Source organism: Kluyvera genomosp. 3, assembly GCF_011765685.1.
GTDB lineage: Bacteria > Pseudomonadota > Gammaproteobacteria > Enterobacterales > Enterobacteriaceae > Kluyvera > Kluyvera georgiana_A.
This window is the reverse complement of record NZ_CP050321.1, coordinates 2,839,859-2,854,675: the sequence shown is the minus strand read 5'-3', so window position 1 is coordinate 2,854,675 and position 14,817 is coordinate 2,839,859. Positions and strand designations below refer to the sequence as shown.

General features: G+C 54.2%; 16 protein-coding genes. 10 read left to right on the top strand and 6 right to left on the bottom strand.

Annotated elements, in window-relative coordinates; genetic code table 11:
- Positions 1-26: 26 nt before the first annotated feature.
- Genes GY169_RS13450 through GY169_RS13440 form a run of 3 tightly spaced genes read left to right on the top strand, consistent with a single transcriptional unit; the run spans position 27 to position 2,951 of the window.
- Positions 27-917 carry a carbohydrate ABC transporter permease gene (locus GY169_RS13450; protein WP_163448919.1) on the top strand — a complete coding sequence of 297 codons (891 nt, stop codon included), beginning with the start codon at positions 27-29 and terminating at the stop codon, positions 915-917.
- Entirely contained in the window at positions 910-1,812 is a 903-nt protein-coding gene (locus tag GY169_RS13445; RefSeq protein WP_163448920.1) for a carbohydrate ABC transporter permease, read from the top strand. The genes GY169_RS13450 and GY169_RS13445 overlap by 8 nt, the downstream gene beginning before the upstream one ends.
- A gap of 11 nt (positions 1,813-1,823) precedes the next feature.
- Positions 1,824-2,951 (top strand): ABC transporter ATP-binding protein, encoded by a 1,128-nt coding sequence (locus tag GY169_RS13440; RefSeq protein WP_163448921.1) that lies wholly within the window; start codon positions 1,824-1,826, stop codon positions 2,949-2,951.
- 45 nt (positions 2,952-2,996) lie between these two features.
- On the opposite strand, the gene ribA is transcribed toward GY169_RS13440, so the two are convergent.
- Positions 2,997-3,587, bottom strand: coding sequence for a GTP cyclohydrolase II (gene ribA / locus GY169_RS13435; RefSeq protein ID WP_035896308.1), 591 nt, complete (start codon positions 3,585-3,587; stop codon positions 2,997-2,999).
- 167 nt (positions 3,588-3,754) lie between these two features.
- Between ribA and pgpB the strand changes: the two genes are divergently transcribed.
- The 5 genes from pgpB (at position 3,755) to yciH (ending at position 7,345) form a co-directional block, all read left to right on the top strand.
- The gene (gene pgpB, locus GY169_RS13430; protein WP_167576051.1) at positions 3,755-4,480 is read left to right on the top strand and encodes a phosphatidylglycerophosphatase B; all 726 of its coding nucleotides are present in this window, start codon (positions 3,755-3,757) and stop codon (positions 4,478-4,480) included.
- A gap of 169 nt (positions 4,481-4,649) precedes the next feature.
- Positions 4,650-4,958 (top strand): LapA family protein, encoded by a 309-nt coding sequence (locus GY169_RS13425; protein ID WP_163448923.1) that lies wholly within the window; start codon positions 4,650-4,652, stop codon positions 4,956-4,958.
- Between the two features lie 6 nt (positions 4,959-4,964).
- The gene (gene lapB / locus GY169_RS13420) at positions 4,965-6,134 is read left to right on the top strand and encodes a lipopolysaccharide assembly protein LapB (RefSeq protein ID WP_163448924.1); all 1,170 of its coding nucleotides are present in this window, start codon (positions 4,965-4,967) and stop codon (positions 6,132-6,134) included.
- Positions 6,135-6,284: 150 nt separating this feature from the next.
- Positions 6,285-7,019 carry an orotidine-5'-phosphate decarboxylase gene (gene pyrF, locus GY169_RS13415; RefSeq protein ID WP_191091005.1) on the top strand — a complete coding sequence of 245 codons (735 nt, stop codon included), beginning with the start codon at positions 6,285-6,287 and terminating at the stop codon, positions 7,017-7,019.
- Positions 7,019-7,345 (top strand): stress response translation initiation inhibitor YciH, encoded by a 327-nt coding sequence (yciH, locus tag GY169_RS13410; RefSeq protein ID WP_163448926.1) that lies wholly within the window; start codon positions 7,019-7,021, stop codon positions 7,343-7,345. Before pyrF ends, yciH begins: the two co-directional genes overlap by 1 nt.
- Before the next feature lie 84 nt (positions 7,346-7,429).
- Here the strand turns inward: yciH and osmB are convergent, their stop codons facing one another.
- The 5 genes from osmB to GY169_RS13385 all read right to left on the bottom strand — a co-directional run bounded on the left by osmB (position 7,430) and on the right by GY169_RS13385 (position 13,067).
- A complete protein-coding gene (gene osmB, locus GY169_RS13405; protein ID WP_064545993.1) occupies positions 7,430-7,648 on the bottom strand; it encodes an osmotically-inducible lipoprotein OsmB in 219 nt (72 codons plus the stop codon).
- 276 nt (positions 7,649-7,924) lie between these two features.
- Complete coding sequence (locus tag GY169_RS13400; protein ID WP_163448927.1) at positions 7,925-8,674, bottom strand: DNA-binding transcriptional regulator YciT; 750 nt, start codon at positions 8,672-8,674, stop codon at positions 7,925-7,927.
- Between the two features lie 72 nt (positions 8,675-8,746).
- Positions 8,747-8,929 carry a hypothetical protein gene (locus GY169_RS13395; RefSeq protein ID WP_163448928.1) on the bottom strand — a complete coding sequence of 61 codons (183 nt, stop codon included), beginning with the start codon at positions 8,927-8,929 and terminating at the stop codon, positions 8,747-8,749.
- 81 nt (positions 8,930-9,010) lie between these two features.
- On the bottom strand, positions 9,011-10,996 hold the full coding sequence (gene pdeR, locus GY169_RS13390) for a cyclic di-GMP phosphodiesterase (RefSeq protein ID WP_167576049.1): 1,986 nt from the start codon (positions 10,994-10,996) through the stop codon (positions 9,011-9,013).
- Positions 10,997-11,132: 136 nt separating this feature from the next.
- On the bottom strand, positions 11,133-13,067 hold the full coding sequence (locus tag GY169_RS13385; RefSeq protein WP_167576048.1) for an exoribonuclease II: 1,935 nt from the start codon (positions 13,065-13,067) through the stop codon (positions 11,133-11,135).
- Positions 13,068-13,215: 148 nt separating this feature from the next.
- On the opposite strand from GY169_RS13385, the gene GY169_RS13380 reads away from it, so the two are divergent.
- Together GY169_RS13380 and GY169_RS13375 are read left to right on the top strand one after the other, a co-directional pair.
- Positions 13,216-13,587: a hypothetical protein gene (locus GY169_RS13380; protein ID WP_167576047.1), complete on the top strand. Its 372-nt coding sequence runs from the start codon at positions 13,216-13,218 to the stop codon at positions 13,585-13,587.
- A gap of 60 nt (positions 13,588-13,647) precedes the next feature.
- Positions 13,648-14,795 (top strand): IS3 family transposase gene (locus tag GY169_RS13375; RefSeq protein ID WP_167576046.1). Its coding sequence is split into 2 segments (ribosomal slippage): positions 13,648-13,885 and positions 13,885-14,795, totalling 1,149 coding nucleotides; the frame shifts between segments, so codons are not numbered across the junction.
- Positions 14,796-14,817 lie beyond the last annotated feature (22 nt).

The following is a 14,817-nucleotide window of genomic DNA, read 5'->3' as shown; positions in this document are numbered from 1 at the left end:
ACGTCTTTATTATATTAGAGGAATCTATGAACGAGAATAAGTTATTAGGTCTGGCATGGATATCACCCTACATAATCGGGTTGCTGGTGTTTACCGCTTTCCCGTTTATATCGTCATTTTTATTAAGTTTTACCCAGTATGATTTGATGAGTCCTCCGCAATTTACCGGCATCGAAAACTATCGGTATATGCTGACGGAAGACTCACTGTTCTGGAAATCGATGGCGGTGACCTTTGTCTACGTTTTTTTGACCATTCCGGTAAAACTGGCGTTTGCGCTGGGTATTGCCTTTGTGCTCAATTTTAAACTGCGGGGCATTGGTTTTTTCCGCACCGCGTACTACATCCCGTCGATTCTCGGCAGTTCGGTGGCTATCGCGGTACTGTGGCGCGCGCTGTTCGCCATCGACGGCCTGTTTAACAGCATGCTGGGCGTGATTGGCGTCGATCCGATCAACTGGCTGGGCGAACCGTCGCTGGCGCTGATTTCGGTCACGCTGCTGCGCGTGTGGCAGTTTGGCTCGGCGATGGTTATCTTCCTCGCGGCGCTGCAAAACGTACCGCAATCGCAGTACGAAGCGGCGATGATCGACGGCGCGACGAAGTGGCAAATGTTCCTCAAGGTGACCGTACCGTTGATTACGCCCGTCATTTTCTTCAACTTTATCATGCAGACCAGCGGGACCTTCCAGGAGTTCACTGGCCCCTATGTGATCACCGGCGGCGGCCCAACCTACTACACCTACTTGTTCTCGCTCTACATCTACGATACCGCTTTCAAATACTTTGATATGGGCTACGGCGCAGCGCTGGCGTGGGTGCTGTTCCTGGTGGTAGCCGTCTTTGCGGCGATTGCCTTTAAGTCTTCGAAATACTGGGTGTTCTACTCTGCCGATAAGGGAGGCAAAAATGGCTGAGTTGCAATCCGTTTTATCTACCAAAGAGGAAGCTGCGCGCGAAGTAGCCCGTACGCTGCGCCGTGAAAAAATCAGCCGGACCGTGCGTTACGTTATCTTGCTGGTCGTGGGGCTGATGATGCTTTACCCGCTGGCGTGGATGTTCTCGGCATCGTTCAAACCGAACCACGAAATCTTCACCACGCTGAATCTTTGGCCGTCGCACGCCACCTGGGACGGCTTTATTAACGGCTGGAAAACCGGTACCGAGTACAATTTCGGTCACTACATGATCAATACCTTTAAGTATGTGATCCCGAAAGTCATTCTGACCATCATTTCCTCCACCGTCGTCGCCTATGGTTTTGCCCGCTTCGAGATCCCGTGGAAGAAGTTTTGGTTTGCTACGTTGATTGCCACCATGCTACTGCCGAGCACCGTACTGCTGATCCCGCAGTATCTGATGTTCCGCGAAATGGGCATGCTGAACAGCTATCTGCCGCTGTACCTACCAACCGCTTTTGCCACGCAAGGGTTCTTCGTCTTTATGCTGATTCAGTTTCTGCGCGGCGTACCGCGCGATATGGAAGAGGCGGCGCAGATCGACGGCTGCAACTCGTGGCAGGTGCTGTGGTACGTGGTGGTGCCAATTCTGAAACCGGCGATTATCTCCGTCGCCCTGTTCCAGTTCATGTGGTCGATGAACGACTTTATCGGCCCGCTGATCTACGTCTATAGCGTTGATAAGTACCCGATTGCACTGGCACTGAAAATGTCCATCGACGTCACCGAAGGGGCGCCGTGGAACGAAATTCTGGCAATGGCGAGCATCTCCATTCTGCCCTCCATCATTGTGTTCTTCCTGGCGCAGCGCTACTTCGTCCAGGGCGTGTCCAGCAGCGGAATTAAAGGCTAAGAGGAAATATCATGGCTGAAGTGATTTTTAACAAACTGGAAAAAGTGTACTCCAACGGCTTCAAAGCGGTACATGGTATCGACCTTTCAATCGCAGAAGGGGAGTTTATGGTTATCGTCGGTCCGTCCGGCTGCGCCAAATCCACCACTCTGCGTATGCTGGCTGGCCTGGAAACCATCAGCGGCGGCGAAGTGCGCATCGGTGAGAAGATCGTCAACAACCTCGCGCCGAAAGAGCGTGGGATTGCAATGGTGTTCCAGAACTACGCGCTGTACCCGCACATGACCGTGCGTGAGAACCTGGCGTTTGGCCTGAAGCTGAGCAAAATGCCGAAAGATCAGATCGACGCCCAGGTGAACGAAGCGGCGAAAATCCTCGAGCTGGAAGAACTGCTGGACCGTCTGCCGCGTCAGCTCTCCGGTGGTCAGGCACAGCGTGTGGCCGTAGGCCGCGCGATTGTGAAAAAGCCGGACGTGTTCCTGTTCGATGAACCGCTGTCTAACCTCGATGCCAAGCTGCGTGCCTCCATGCGTATCCGTATTTCCGACCTGCACAAGCAGCTGAAGAAATCCGGCAAGCCGGCCACCACCGTTTACGTTACCCACGATCAGACCGAAGCGATGACCATGGGCGACCGTATCTGCGTGATGAAGCTTGGCCACATCATGCAGGTAGATACCCCGGACAACCTATACCATTATCCGCAAAATATGTTTGTGGCTGGCTTTATCGGCGCGCCGGAAATGAACATCAAACCGGCGAAAATCGTCATAAAAGACGACGGCCTGCATATTACTGTGGGCCATGACACACTGCCTCTGAGCGCCCAGCAGCAGAGTAAAGTGGCAAACTACGTTGATAAAGACGTCTTTTTCGGCATTCGTCCGGAATATGTTACCGTCTCCACTCAGCCGTTTGCTCAGGGCTGTGGACGCGGGACGCTGATTCGCGCGGAAAATATGGGGCACGAATTCTTCCTCTATCTACAGGTCGGCGAATTTGAGATGACGGCGCGGATGCCCTCGGACGAGGCTAAAGGGATTCTCGACGCTGGCCTGCATAGCCAGGTCTGGTTCCGTTTTGAGATGGAGAAGTGTCACATCTTTGATGCGCAGAGCGAGCAGAATATCTCGCTGTAAGGCAGGAAAAGGTTGCCGTTTTAAAGCAAAACGGCAACCACGGCATTACTTACTCAGCAGATGCCCCATTTTCGCCGCTTTGGTGTCGAGATAGTGGGCATTTTTCGGGTTACGCCCAACAATCAGCGGCACACGTTCCACAATATTGATGCCCGCCTCGGTCAGAATTTCGACTTTTTTCGGGTTGTTGGTCAGCAGACGCACCGCGTCGACGCCCAGCAGTTTGAACATATCGGCACACAGGGTGAAGTCGCGTTCGTCGGCGGCAAAACCGAGCTGGTGGTTGGCCTCCACGGTATCGTAGCCCTGATCCTGCAGTGCGTAGGCGCGAATTTTATTCAGCAAGCCAATGTTACGGCCTTCCTGACGATGATAAAGCAGAATCCCACGACCTTCTTCCGCAATGTGCGACAGCGCGGCCTCAAGCTGGAAACCACAATCACAGCGCAGGCTAAACAGCGCGTCGCCGGTTAAACATTCCGAGTGTACCCGCGACAGCACCGGCGTTTGCCCGGTAATATCACCAAAAACCAGTGCGACGTGATCGTGCCCGGTTGCCAGTTCTTCAAAGCCCACCATCAGGAAATCGCCCCAGGGGGTTGGCAGTTTGGCTTCTGCCACACGTTTAAGCTGCATGTGATTCTCCAGATTATGTTAGCGTCAGCGACGCCTTCTGTTTTCCTTATTTTGCCACAACGTGCTTTACTTCACCTAATCGTGCGCGGGTGACCGCCGTTAAAGCGCACAAAATTGAACATTTATGAGGTTTTCGCGCGGTAACCTCGTTGAAAAAAGGAAGAAAAATGTCGACCATCGCCCGACGAACGCTTATTGGCGCCATCCTGCTTTTACTGATGCCATTGACGGTCTGGCTCTCCGGCTGGCAGTGGCTGCCGGGGCCGAGCGGCTGGTGGCTTCAGGCGCTGTATGCGGTGACGGAAACGGTCACCCAGCCGTGGGGAATTATCACTCATCTGCTGCTGTGTGCGTTGTTTCTCTGGGCGCTAAGGCCACGCCTTCGTGGGGCAATCATCCTGGCGATCATTCTCAGCGCGGCGGTGCTTCTGGGGCAGGGCGCAAAATCGCTGGTTAAAGGGGTGGTACAAGAGCCGCGACCGTTTGTTATCTGGCTGGAAAAAACACAGCAAATTCCGGTCGAGCAGTTCTACACTTTAAAGCGGGGCGAACGTTCGGCGCTGGTGAAAGAACAGCTGGCACAACAGCATGATATACCGGGTTTTTTGCGTCATCACTGGCAAAAAGAGACCGGTTTTGCCTTTCCGTCCGGGCACACCATGTTTGCCGCAACCTGGGCACTGCTGGCGGTTGGGTTGCTGTGGTCGCGTCGTCGGGCGTTGGCGGTGGCATTCCTGATGGCCTGGGCGGTCACGGTGATGGGCAGTCGCCTGCTGTTGGGAATGCACTGGCCGCTGGACCTGATGATGGCAACGGTCATGTCGTGGCTGCTGGCGACGCTCGCCAGCTGGCTGGCGGTGCGGTACTGTGGACCGTGGAAAAAAGAGACATAAAAACAGGGCGCGATACGATGAAAAGGGGAAAAGGGTTGATTTCCCGCACGCTAACCCACAGATCTAAGGCTTGCGGAACGCTTTTCCATTTCGTCGTCGCGGTGAAGATGTTATTTTATAAGGCTAGGTGCTGTGTCGACACTGCAGAAGCCGCATAACGGGAAGTAATGTGAAATACCTACTCATTTTTTTATTGGTGTTAGCGATTTTCGTCATCTCAGTGACGCTGGGTGCGCAAAACGATCAGCTTGTGACCTTCAATTATCTGTTGGCACAGGGTGAATTCCGAATTTCAACGCTGCTGGCGGTGCTGTTTGCCGTGGGCTTCGCCATTGGCTGGCTGGTCTGCGGCCTGTTCTGGCTGCGCGTGCGCGTTTCGCTGCTGCGTGCCGAACGTAAAATCAAACGTCTGGAACATCAACTTGCCCCTGAGACGGCCACTACGGTAGCGCCGGAAGTTCCGGCGGCGAAGGAATAATCATCTATGCTGGAGTTGTTGTTTCTGCTTTTACCCGTCGCCGCCGCCTACGGTTGGTATATGGGCCGCAGAAGTGCGCAACAGTCCAAACAGGACGAAGCGAACCGCTTGTCACGTGATTACGTGGCAGGGGTGAACTTTCTTTTAAGCAACCAGCAGGATAAAGCGGTTGACCTGTTCCTCGATATGCTCAAAGAGGACACCGGTACCGTGGAAGCGCACCTGACCCTGGGCAATTTGTTCCGCTCGCGCGGCGAGGTTGACCGGGCTATCCGCATTCACCAGACGCTGATGGAAAGCGCCTCTCTCACTTACGACCAGCGCCTGTTGGCGGTACAACAGCTTGGCCGCGACTATATGGCCGCCGGGCTGTACGATCGGGCGGAAGACATGTTCAACCAACTGGTCGACGAAACCGATTTTCGTATCAGCGCGCTTCAGCAGCTTCTGCAAATCTATCAGGCGACCAGCGACTGGCAGAAGGCGATTGATACCGCCGAACGCCTGGTGAAGCTGGGTAAAGATAAGCATCGTGGCGAAATCGCGCATTTCTGGTGCGAACTGGCGCTTCAGCAGATGGGTAACGACGAGCTGGATAAAGCCATGTCGCTGCTCAAACGCGGTGCGGCGGCGGACCCTTCCAGCGCTCGCGTCTCTATTATGATGGGGCGAGCGTGGATGGCGAAAGGTGATTACGCCAAAGCGATGGACAGCCTGCTACGGGTGATTGACCAGGATAAAGAGCTGGTCAGCGAAACGCTGGAAATGCTGCAAACCTGCTATCAACAGTTGGGTAAAGAGAAGGAGTGGGAACATTTCCTTCAGCGCTGTGTGGAAGAAAACACCGGTGCGACGGCAGAACTGATGCTGGCGCAGGTGGTTGAGCAGAGCAAAGGCGGTGACGCGGCGCAAACCTACGTCACCCGCCAGCTCCAGCGTCATCCCACGATGCGCGTGTTCCACAAACTGATGGACTACCATCTTAACGAAGCGGAAGAAGGGCGCGCGAAAGAGAGCCTGATGGTGCTACGCGATATGGTTGGTGAACAGGTGCGCAGCAAACCGCGCTACCGCTGTCAGAAATGTGGTTTTACGGCCTATACGCTGTACTGGCACTGCCCGTCGTGCCGCGCGTGGTCGACCATTAAACCGATTCGCGGACTTGATGGTCAGTAATTTATAAAAAACTATCCACTTAGTTACAACATCCTTTAATTTCCCCAACCGTTGCCGCCTCTGCCATTGTGCCTGCGGGGTCACGCAGGTAGAATGCTGCCCGTTTACCTTTTCTGCACCGCGCGTGCCCATCAACAAGAAGGTCCAGTCATGTCCGTTGCTTCATCTTCTTCTCGTGTTACCACATCTTCTCCCGTTGTTGTCGCCCTCGACTATGATAATCGCGACAAGGCGTTGGCCTTCGTTGACCGTATCGACCCGCGCGATTGCCGCCTGAAAGTCGGCAAAGAGATGTTTACGCTGTTTGGCCCGCAGCTGGTGCGTGATTTACAGCAGCGCGGTTTTGATATCTTCCTGGACCTGAAATTCCACGATATTCCAAACACAACGGCGCACGCGGTTGCGGCAGCGGCCGATCTCGGCGTGTGGATGGTAAACGTGCATGCCTCCGGCGGCGCGCGGATGATGACCGCCGCGCGTGAAGCGCTGGTGCCCTTTGGTAACGACGCGCCGCTGCTGATTGCGGTCACCGTGCTGACCAGCATGGAATCCAGCGATTTGCAGGATCTGGGCATTACCCTGGCGCCGGCGGATTACGCGGCGAAGCTGGCGGCATTGACCAAAAACTGCGGCCTGGATGGCGTGGTTTGCTCGGCACAGGAAGCGGTTCGCTTCAAGCAGGAGCTGGGGCAGGCGTTCAAACTGGTGACGCCGGGGATTCGTCCGGCGGGCAGCGCGGCGGGCGATCAGCGCCGTATCATGACGCCGGAGCAGGCACTGGCGGCGGGCGTTGACTATATGGTTATTGGTCGTCCGGTGACTCAGTCTGCCGATCCGGCGCAGACGCTGCGCGACATTAACGCATCATTAAATCTGGGGGCGTAATGAGCGATTCTAACAGCCGTCTGGTTTATTCCACGGAAACCGGGCGTATTGACGAACCTAAAGCCGTTGCGGAGCGCCCCAGGGGGGATGGCATCGTACGCATTCAACGTCAAACCAGCGGGCGTAAAGGAAAGGGCGTATGCCTGATTACCGGGATTGATCTGGATGACGACGCGCTGGCGAAACTAGCGGCTGAGCTGAAGAAAAAATGCGGCTGCGGCGGCGCGTTGAAAGATGGCGTGATTGAAATTCAGGGTGACAAACGCGACCTGCTGAAAACGCTGCTGGAAGCAAAAGGTATGAAGGTGAAGCTGGCAGGCGGTTAAGGCGTCCTCCTGGTCAGATTGCCAAACGACCAATGAAAAGGGCCCCGAACATTGTCGGGGCCCTGATAATCTTTCTGAATTAGCTTATTTACCAACCTGGTGGCCGATGATCCCACCGACCGCCGCACCGCCCAGAGTACCCAGCGCGCTACCGTCGGTTAACACAGCGCCACCGATGGCACCTGCACCGGCGCCCAGCGCGGTATTACGATCGCGTTTGGACCAGTTAGAACATGCGCTCAGCGACATGACCAGCGTTACTGCTACCATCGCGGCAGCCATTTTCTTGCTCATTGAAGTCATTTTATTTCTCCTGAATATTCTATTCACGGAAGAGCACCTTAAGTATAGCCATTGCCAGAGGTTTCTCCTGTGAAGCTTGTTGCGCAGGTTGTAAATTTTATTGCTAAAAGTCACGTAAGTGATAGTTACTTCCTGTTATATCGCTAACATTAATTTTACGATTTTGTGATGTCGCTGACAGGTAAAAAGTCTTAATTCCGGGGTCGGAAAACTCTCATAGCGAGGCGGGAAGGGGAAACAAGAAACCCGATGCGGCGACACACCGGGTTGAGTCAATCAGGGACGTGGCACAATATTCACAGTCAAACCGGACTGCTCAAGCTGTAGCTGCTTTTCCGTTGCCAGATTATCGTCAGTAATCACCCGGCTGAACTGGTTCATCGGCCCCAGTGCATACGGATGAATGGCGCCGAATTTCGAACTGTCGCTCAGGACAATCGCTTCGCTACCTTTCTCCAGTACCGCGTTGACGATATCTGCGCGCATCATGTCGCGGCCGGTAAACCCGGTTTCCGGCTGCCAGCCGTCGATACCGATAAATGCTTTGCTGAAGTGTACCTGCTGAATGTACTGACGCGTCAGCGGGCCAACCATGCTTTCACTTTTCTTCTGATAAATGCCGCCCAGCAGAATCACTTCTCCCGGCGTCTCTTTCAGCAGATGGGCGATATAGCTGCTGACGGTGATAATGGTGATGTCTGGTTGCGTCGCCAGCGCACGCGCCAGCAGGGCATTGCTGCTGCCGTTTTCGATAAACACCGTTTCGCCGGGCTGCACCAACGAAGCGGCAAACTCGGCCAGCTCGCGCTTGAGAGCGAAGTTGTTCATCATGCGCGTTTCAACGTCTTCGCTATCCAGCGGGACCGCGTAACCATGAGTACGCCGCAAATAGCTCTGTTTCTCCAGCAGATTCAGATCCTGACGAATTGTCACTTCCGAAACGCCGGTCATTTTTGCCAGGTCGGCAACGCTCATGCGGCCTTTATCGATGACCAGTTGTAAAATTGTTTGCTGTCGGGCATTCATAATAAATCGATCAATTTCTCTACGCGAAGGCGGCTGTCAGGCTGAGCACCGCTGTTCGCTGGGCAAAGGACGTCAGATTTCCCACGGGGATTTAGGCTGACCTGTTCTGTTGTCGCGTTCGTCCGCGGCGTGAGCCAGCAGTTCTGCTTTTAATATTTCCAGATTGTTGATGGCGGAGTGGGTGTCACCGCCGACCAGAATATCCAATACGGTATCAATACGTTGGGCTACCTGACGCGCATCGAGCTCGGACATGGTGGGATCCTGTTGATAAATTCGATTGAAATCAATGATGCAAAATTTACAGACAAAAGAGAAGTGAAAAAAAGGCTTACCTTATAACCCCTGACGCGCCTCCAGCCAGCGTTCCAGTTCGGCAGCGGGCATAGGGCGGGCAAAATAGTAGCCTTGCCGCTCGTCAACGCCATTTTGCACCAGGAATGCGTCGTCGTCAGCATCCTCCACCCCTTCGGCAATAATGCGCAGATTAAGCGCACGGGCGACGGCAATAATCGCCAGCGCCAGCGACTGGGAAACCGACTGTTTATGCACATGATGCACAAAACTATGGTCCAGCTTGATAGTATCGATGGGGAAACGGGCCAACTGCGACAGCGACGAATAGCCGGTACCGAAATCGTCGAGGTGAATCTGCGCGCCGAGCGAGCGAAACTGTTGAATGACCTCCAGAGCCTGGTCAGCATTATCAATCAGGCAGCTTTCGGTCAGCTCAATATCTATCGGGCATTCAGAAAAGTGTTGAGCCTTTAGCGCCTGTTTAAGGTCGCTAAAAATGGATTGATCGACCAACTGCCGCGCCGAAACGTTGACGGCCACGCGCAGATGAATACCGCGGTCTCGCCAGTAAGCCAACTGACGGATGGCTTCAAGCATGACCCAGCGCCCCAGCGGCACAATCAGCCCGGATTCTTCGGCGTAAGAGATAAAGTCGAGCGGCGGAATTAACCCGCGCTCCGGCGAATTCCACCGTACCAGCGCTTCCAGACTCTGAATTTCGCCGTTTAGCGCCACTTTGGGCTGATAATGGACGACCAGTTGATCGCTTTGCAGTGCTTTGCGCAGGTTAGTATCCAGCCACAGATATTCGAACACCCGCTGATTCATTTCGGGGGAAAAGACGCTGAAGCGTCCGCGGCCTTTTTCTTTCGCGGTGTACATCGCGGTGTCGGCATTGCGAATCAGGCTCTCACGGTCTTCCCCGTGCTGCGGTGCGAGCGAAATGCCGAGTGAACAGCCGCTGTAGACCTCAATCAGGCCGATACGAAACGGATCGCGTAGGCGGGTCAGCACCCGTGACGCCATCGCCTCCAGCGCGCATTGCGAGGTATTCACCGCCAGGACGATAAACTCGTCGCCACCGAGCCGCGCCAGCGTCTGGCCGTCTTCCAGACAGCTTAAAATCGACAGCGCGACAGACTGCAACAGCTGGTCGCCAAAGACGTGGCCGTAGGCATCATTCACCTTCTTGAAGTTGTCGAGGTCGAAATAGACAAGACCCACCTGATGGTCGCCCTGACGGTTATCCATCGCGCGGCCAATCAGTTCATTGATCGCGTGCCGATTGGGCAGGCCAGTAATGGTGTCAGTATTGGCCAGCACCCGCAGGCGTTCCTGGGCTTTGCGTTCCTCGGTAATATCGGTTCCGGAACAGATGAGAAAGATCTCGTTTTTGCCGCTGCCGCTGTGCACAAAGCGGTTGCGAAATAAAAACAGGCGTGAGCCTTTACGCGTTTTGATCCAGCGTTCAACTTCATACGGCCCGCCGTTGGTAAAAAAACGGCTGACGTTTTCCCGCGCCGCTGCGGCTTCCGGGGCCGACATAAACAATTCGAACGCCGTTTTGCCGATGACGTCCTGTTCTTTGAGGCCGGTATACTCTTCGCATAAGCGGTTGAAGCGCTGAATTTTGCCTTCTCTGTCGAGAATGACGATCACGGCGTTGGCTTCCGATACCACCTGTTCGGCAAACAGCAGGCCTTGTAACAGATCGCGAGCGACGGAAGAGGTATCAAACCACGAAGACGCGGTACCGGCCCATTCGGTACCACTGACCTTGCGGCCAATTAAATGCAGAGGGACGTCGTAGCCGTTAAGCTGAATATTCAGGGCGATGCTGGACGTGGTGACGCTCATGGCGCGAATACGGCTGGCGTTTTCGTCACTTAACGGAACGGCAAAGTCGGCATTCGCATCGGGATCCGTCCCTAAAAGCAGCGTCGGTTCGGCACGCGACAAACGCCAGTAGAGGCTGGTTTCGCTGGAGTTTGGGTCGAGCAGATTTTGTGCCAGAGACTTGACCATACCTTCCTCTCGTCCATCTGCGTGCGGATGCCATGGTATTCAGTGTGAACGTTTTTCGGCTTTTTCGCTGAGAAAAAAGAGAGTCGGTGAGCAGTAGATAAAAAAAACGGCCCCGAAAGGGGCCGTTTGGCGAAGATTACGCGGCTGGGCGGGCAATCACGCTGCGCGTCTCCATGCGGACTTCCGCGATGGTGACATCAATGACGTCGGTGACCTTATAGACCACTTCGCCTTTGATCTGCACGGTGCCGCTCTCCTGGCTGCAGACCAGCTCGTCGCGCACGGCGTGCAGGAACGGCGCTGGAATAAAGGCGACCGCGCCGTTATCGACCAGGCGCACGCGCATACCGCCGCGGCTGATATCGATAATCTCAGCGGCAAAGCGCGTCTCTGTACCTGCCATTGGGCTCAGGTAGCGCGCATACAGCCAGTCAGCGACGTCGCGTTCTGCCATGCGGTTCAGGCGACGGCGTTCGGCCATCTGCACGGTTATGTCATCCTGCGGACGTGAGGCGCTTTCACCTTTGATCACCGCCTTCAGCAGACGATGGTTAATCATATCGCCATACTTACGAATCGGTGAGGTCCAGGTGGCGTAGGCCTCAAGACCTAAACCAAAGTGCGGACCCGGCTCGGTGCTGATTTCAGCGAATGACTGGAAGCGACGGATACGGCTGTCGAGGAAGCCAGATGGCTGTGCGTCCAGCTCGCGGCGTAGCTTGCAGAAACCGGCCAGCGTCAGCACCTCTTGCGGATCGACGTGCACATCATGCGTTTTCAGCAGGGCCGCCAACGCTTCAGTGTTATCCGGCGCGAACCCGGTGTGGACGTTATAAACGCCGAAACCGAGTTTATCGCGCAGCACGCGAGCAGCGCAGATGTTCGCCGCAATCATTGACTCTTCAACGATGCGATTAGCAATGCGGCGCGGCTCGGCGACGATATTCAGCACTTCGCCTTTCTCACCCAGCACAAAACGGTAGTCAGGACGGTCTTTAAACACCAGCGCGTGGGTTTGACGCCATTCGCTACGTGCCTGGCATACGCGCTGCAGCAGGGTAATTTGGCGTGCGATTGCTTCGCTCTGCGGCTGCCAGCTACCGGTGTTCTCCAGCCAGTTGGAGACGTCGTCGTACACCAGCTTGGCTTTCGACTCGATACTGGCGGCAAAGAACTCAATGTTGTCTTCGATGGTGCCATCGGCGGCCAGCGTCATGCGGCAGGCAAGCACCGGGCGCACCACGTTAGCGCGCAGCGAACAGAGGTCGTCAGACAGCTCGCGCGGCAGCATCGGAATGTTGAAGCCCGGCAAATAGTTGGTAAACGCGCGAATTTTCGCGGCGTTGTCCAGCTTGCTGCCTTCCACGATCCAGGCGGTAGGATCGGCGATGGCGACGGTCAGCAGCAGCTTGCCATCGGCGGCTTCTTCCACGTACAGCGCATCGTCCATATCTTCGGTGCTGGCGCTGTCGATGGTGACAAAGTCCAGCGCGGTGAGATCGCGGCGCTCAAGGCCTTCGTCCTGCATCTCGGTGGCGACGCCGTTCGGCGCTTCTTTTTCCAGGTTGTGACGGGCGAGGGTAACCCACCATGGCACAAAGTGGTCGTCACCAAAGGTGATGAATTGGGTCAGCTCGGCGTAGAAGCTGCGATCGCCTTTCAGCGGATGACGGCGCATTTCAGCAACGGCCCAGTCACCCTCTTTAAAATCATGCGTTACGCCGCGTTCGGCGCGGCAAGGAATGGCGTCTTTCAACAGCGGATGGTCAGGCACGATAGACAGACGATCGTCCTTACGATGCACCTTGCCCACAAAGCGGGTCAGGAACGGCTCGACCAGTTCTTCCGGCTCTGCACTCTCTTTTTCGCGTTCAGAGTGGATCACCGCAATAATACGGTCGCCGTGCATCACTTTTTTCATCTGCGGCGGCGGAATAAAGTAGCTTTTCTGTGCGTCGACTTCGAGGAAACCGAAACCTTTTTCCGTGGCTTTGACGACCCCTTCCGCGCGGGGCGTTTGGGAATGGAGTTGCTGTTTTAGCTGCGCAAGCAGCGGGTTGTCCTGAAGCATATTGATCTATTTTCGTGGCCAAAAGAGCGGCTGTCATTTTTACGCGAATAGCACTTGGTTAGCAAGTGGTGTTTGGACGCAGCAAGCCAGTAATGACAAGGCTTACGGTGGTTTTTACAAATAGTTACGGTTTCAAGAGAAAATTGTGATGACCACTATTTCTACAAATTTTCCTACACAGATCCTTCACACTTCCTACATGGAGAAGAACGGCTTTACATGGCGTAAACGTTACTCTGGAACAACCCTATCAATCTCTCTACTAACCCATGACTATCAAGTGGGAAGGAGTAGAGCAGCCTCAATAACTATCAAATTCCTTGAATGCCAACCTATAGGTATGGTTCCTAACGAGCTACAGCAACATCTAAAACACTATCGGGATTTTCTTATCAGGGAAGAAAAAATAGATGCTTGCAGAAAGATGTTCAATCCAACTGTTACCACACCCCAAGAAGAATTGCTCCCTTCTGTAGCCTCATTTGAGGCTGTTAAACATTCATTTGAAGAGGCTAAATGAATCGCCACGGGTTTAACAGACACCCCAGAGTCATTTAAGATGACTTAAAGAGAGGTGCCCATGAGCGGTAAGCGTTATCCTGAAGAGTTTAAAATTGAAGCAGTCAAACAGGTTGTTGATCGTGGTCATTCTGTTTCCAGCGTTGCAACTCATCTCGATATCACCACCCACAGCCTTTACGCCTGGATAAAGAAGTACGGTCCGGATTCTTCCACTAATAATGAACAGTCAGATGCTCAGGCCGAGATCCGCCGACTCCAGAAGGAGTTAAAGCGGGTTACTGACGAACGGGATATATTAAAAAAAGCCGCGGCGTACTTCGCAAAGCTGTCCGACTGAGGTATGCCTTTATCCGTGACAACAATCGTTGCTGGCCTGTCCGCCTGCTCTGCCAGGTGCTGGATGTGCATCCGAGTGGGTTTTACGCCTGGCTTAAGCAGCCACATTCACGACGGTTTCATGCTGACCTGAAGCTGACGGGACATATTAAGCAGTTCTGGCTGGAGTCGGGCTGTGTTTATGGCTATCGCAAGATCTATCTCGATCTGCGGGATTCCGGGCAACAATGCGGTGTAAACAAAGTCTGGCGGTTGATGCAACGTGTGGGGATAAAGGCTCAGGTCGGATACCGAAGTCCACGGGCGCGTAAAGGTGAAGCCAGTATTGTGACGCCCAACAAGCTCCAGCGGCAGTTCAACCCGGAAGCACCTGATGAACGTTGGGTTACGGACATAACCTACATACGAACCCACGAAGGCTGGTTGTATCTGGCCGTGGTGGTTGACCTGTTCTCCCGAAAAGTTATCGGCTGGTCAATGCAACCCCGAATGACAAAAGAGATTGTCCTGAACGCATTACTTATGGCGGTGTGGAGGCGTAATCCTCAAAAGCAGGTACTGGTTCACTCTGATCAGGGCAGTCAGTACACGAGCCATGAGTGGCAGTCGTTCCTGAAATCACACGGTCTGGAAGGCAGCATGAGCCGTCGCGGAAACTGCCACGACAATGCGATTGCGGAAAGCTTTTTCCAGCTACTGAAGCGCGAACGGATTAAGAAAAAGATCTACGGAACTAGAGACGAAGCCAGAAGCGATATTTTTGATTACATCGAAATATTTTATAACAGTAAGCGTCGGCATGGTTCGAGCGAGCAGATGCCACCAGTTGAATATGAAAACCTATATTATCAACGACTCAGAAGTGTCTAGGTTATCCGTGGCGATTCACTTT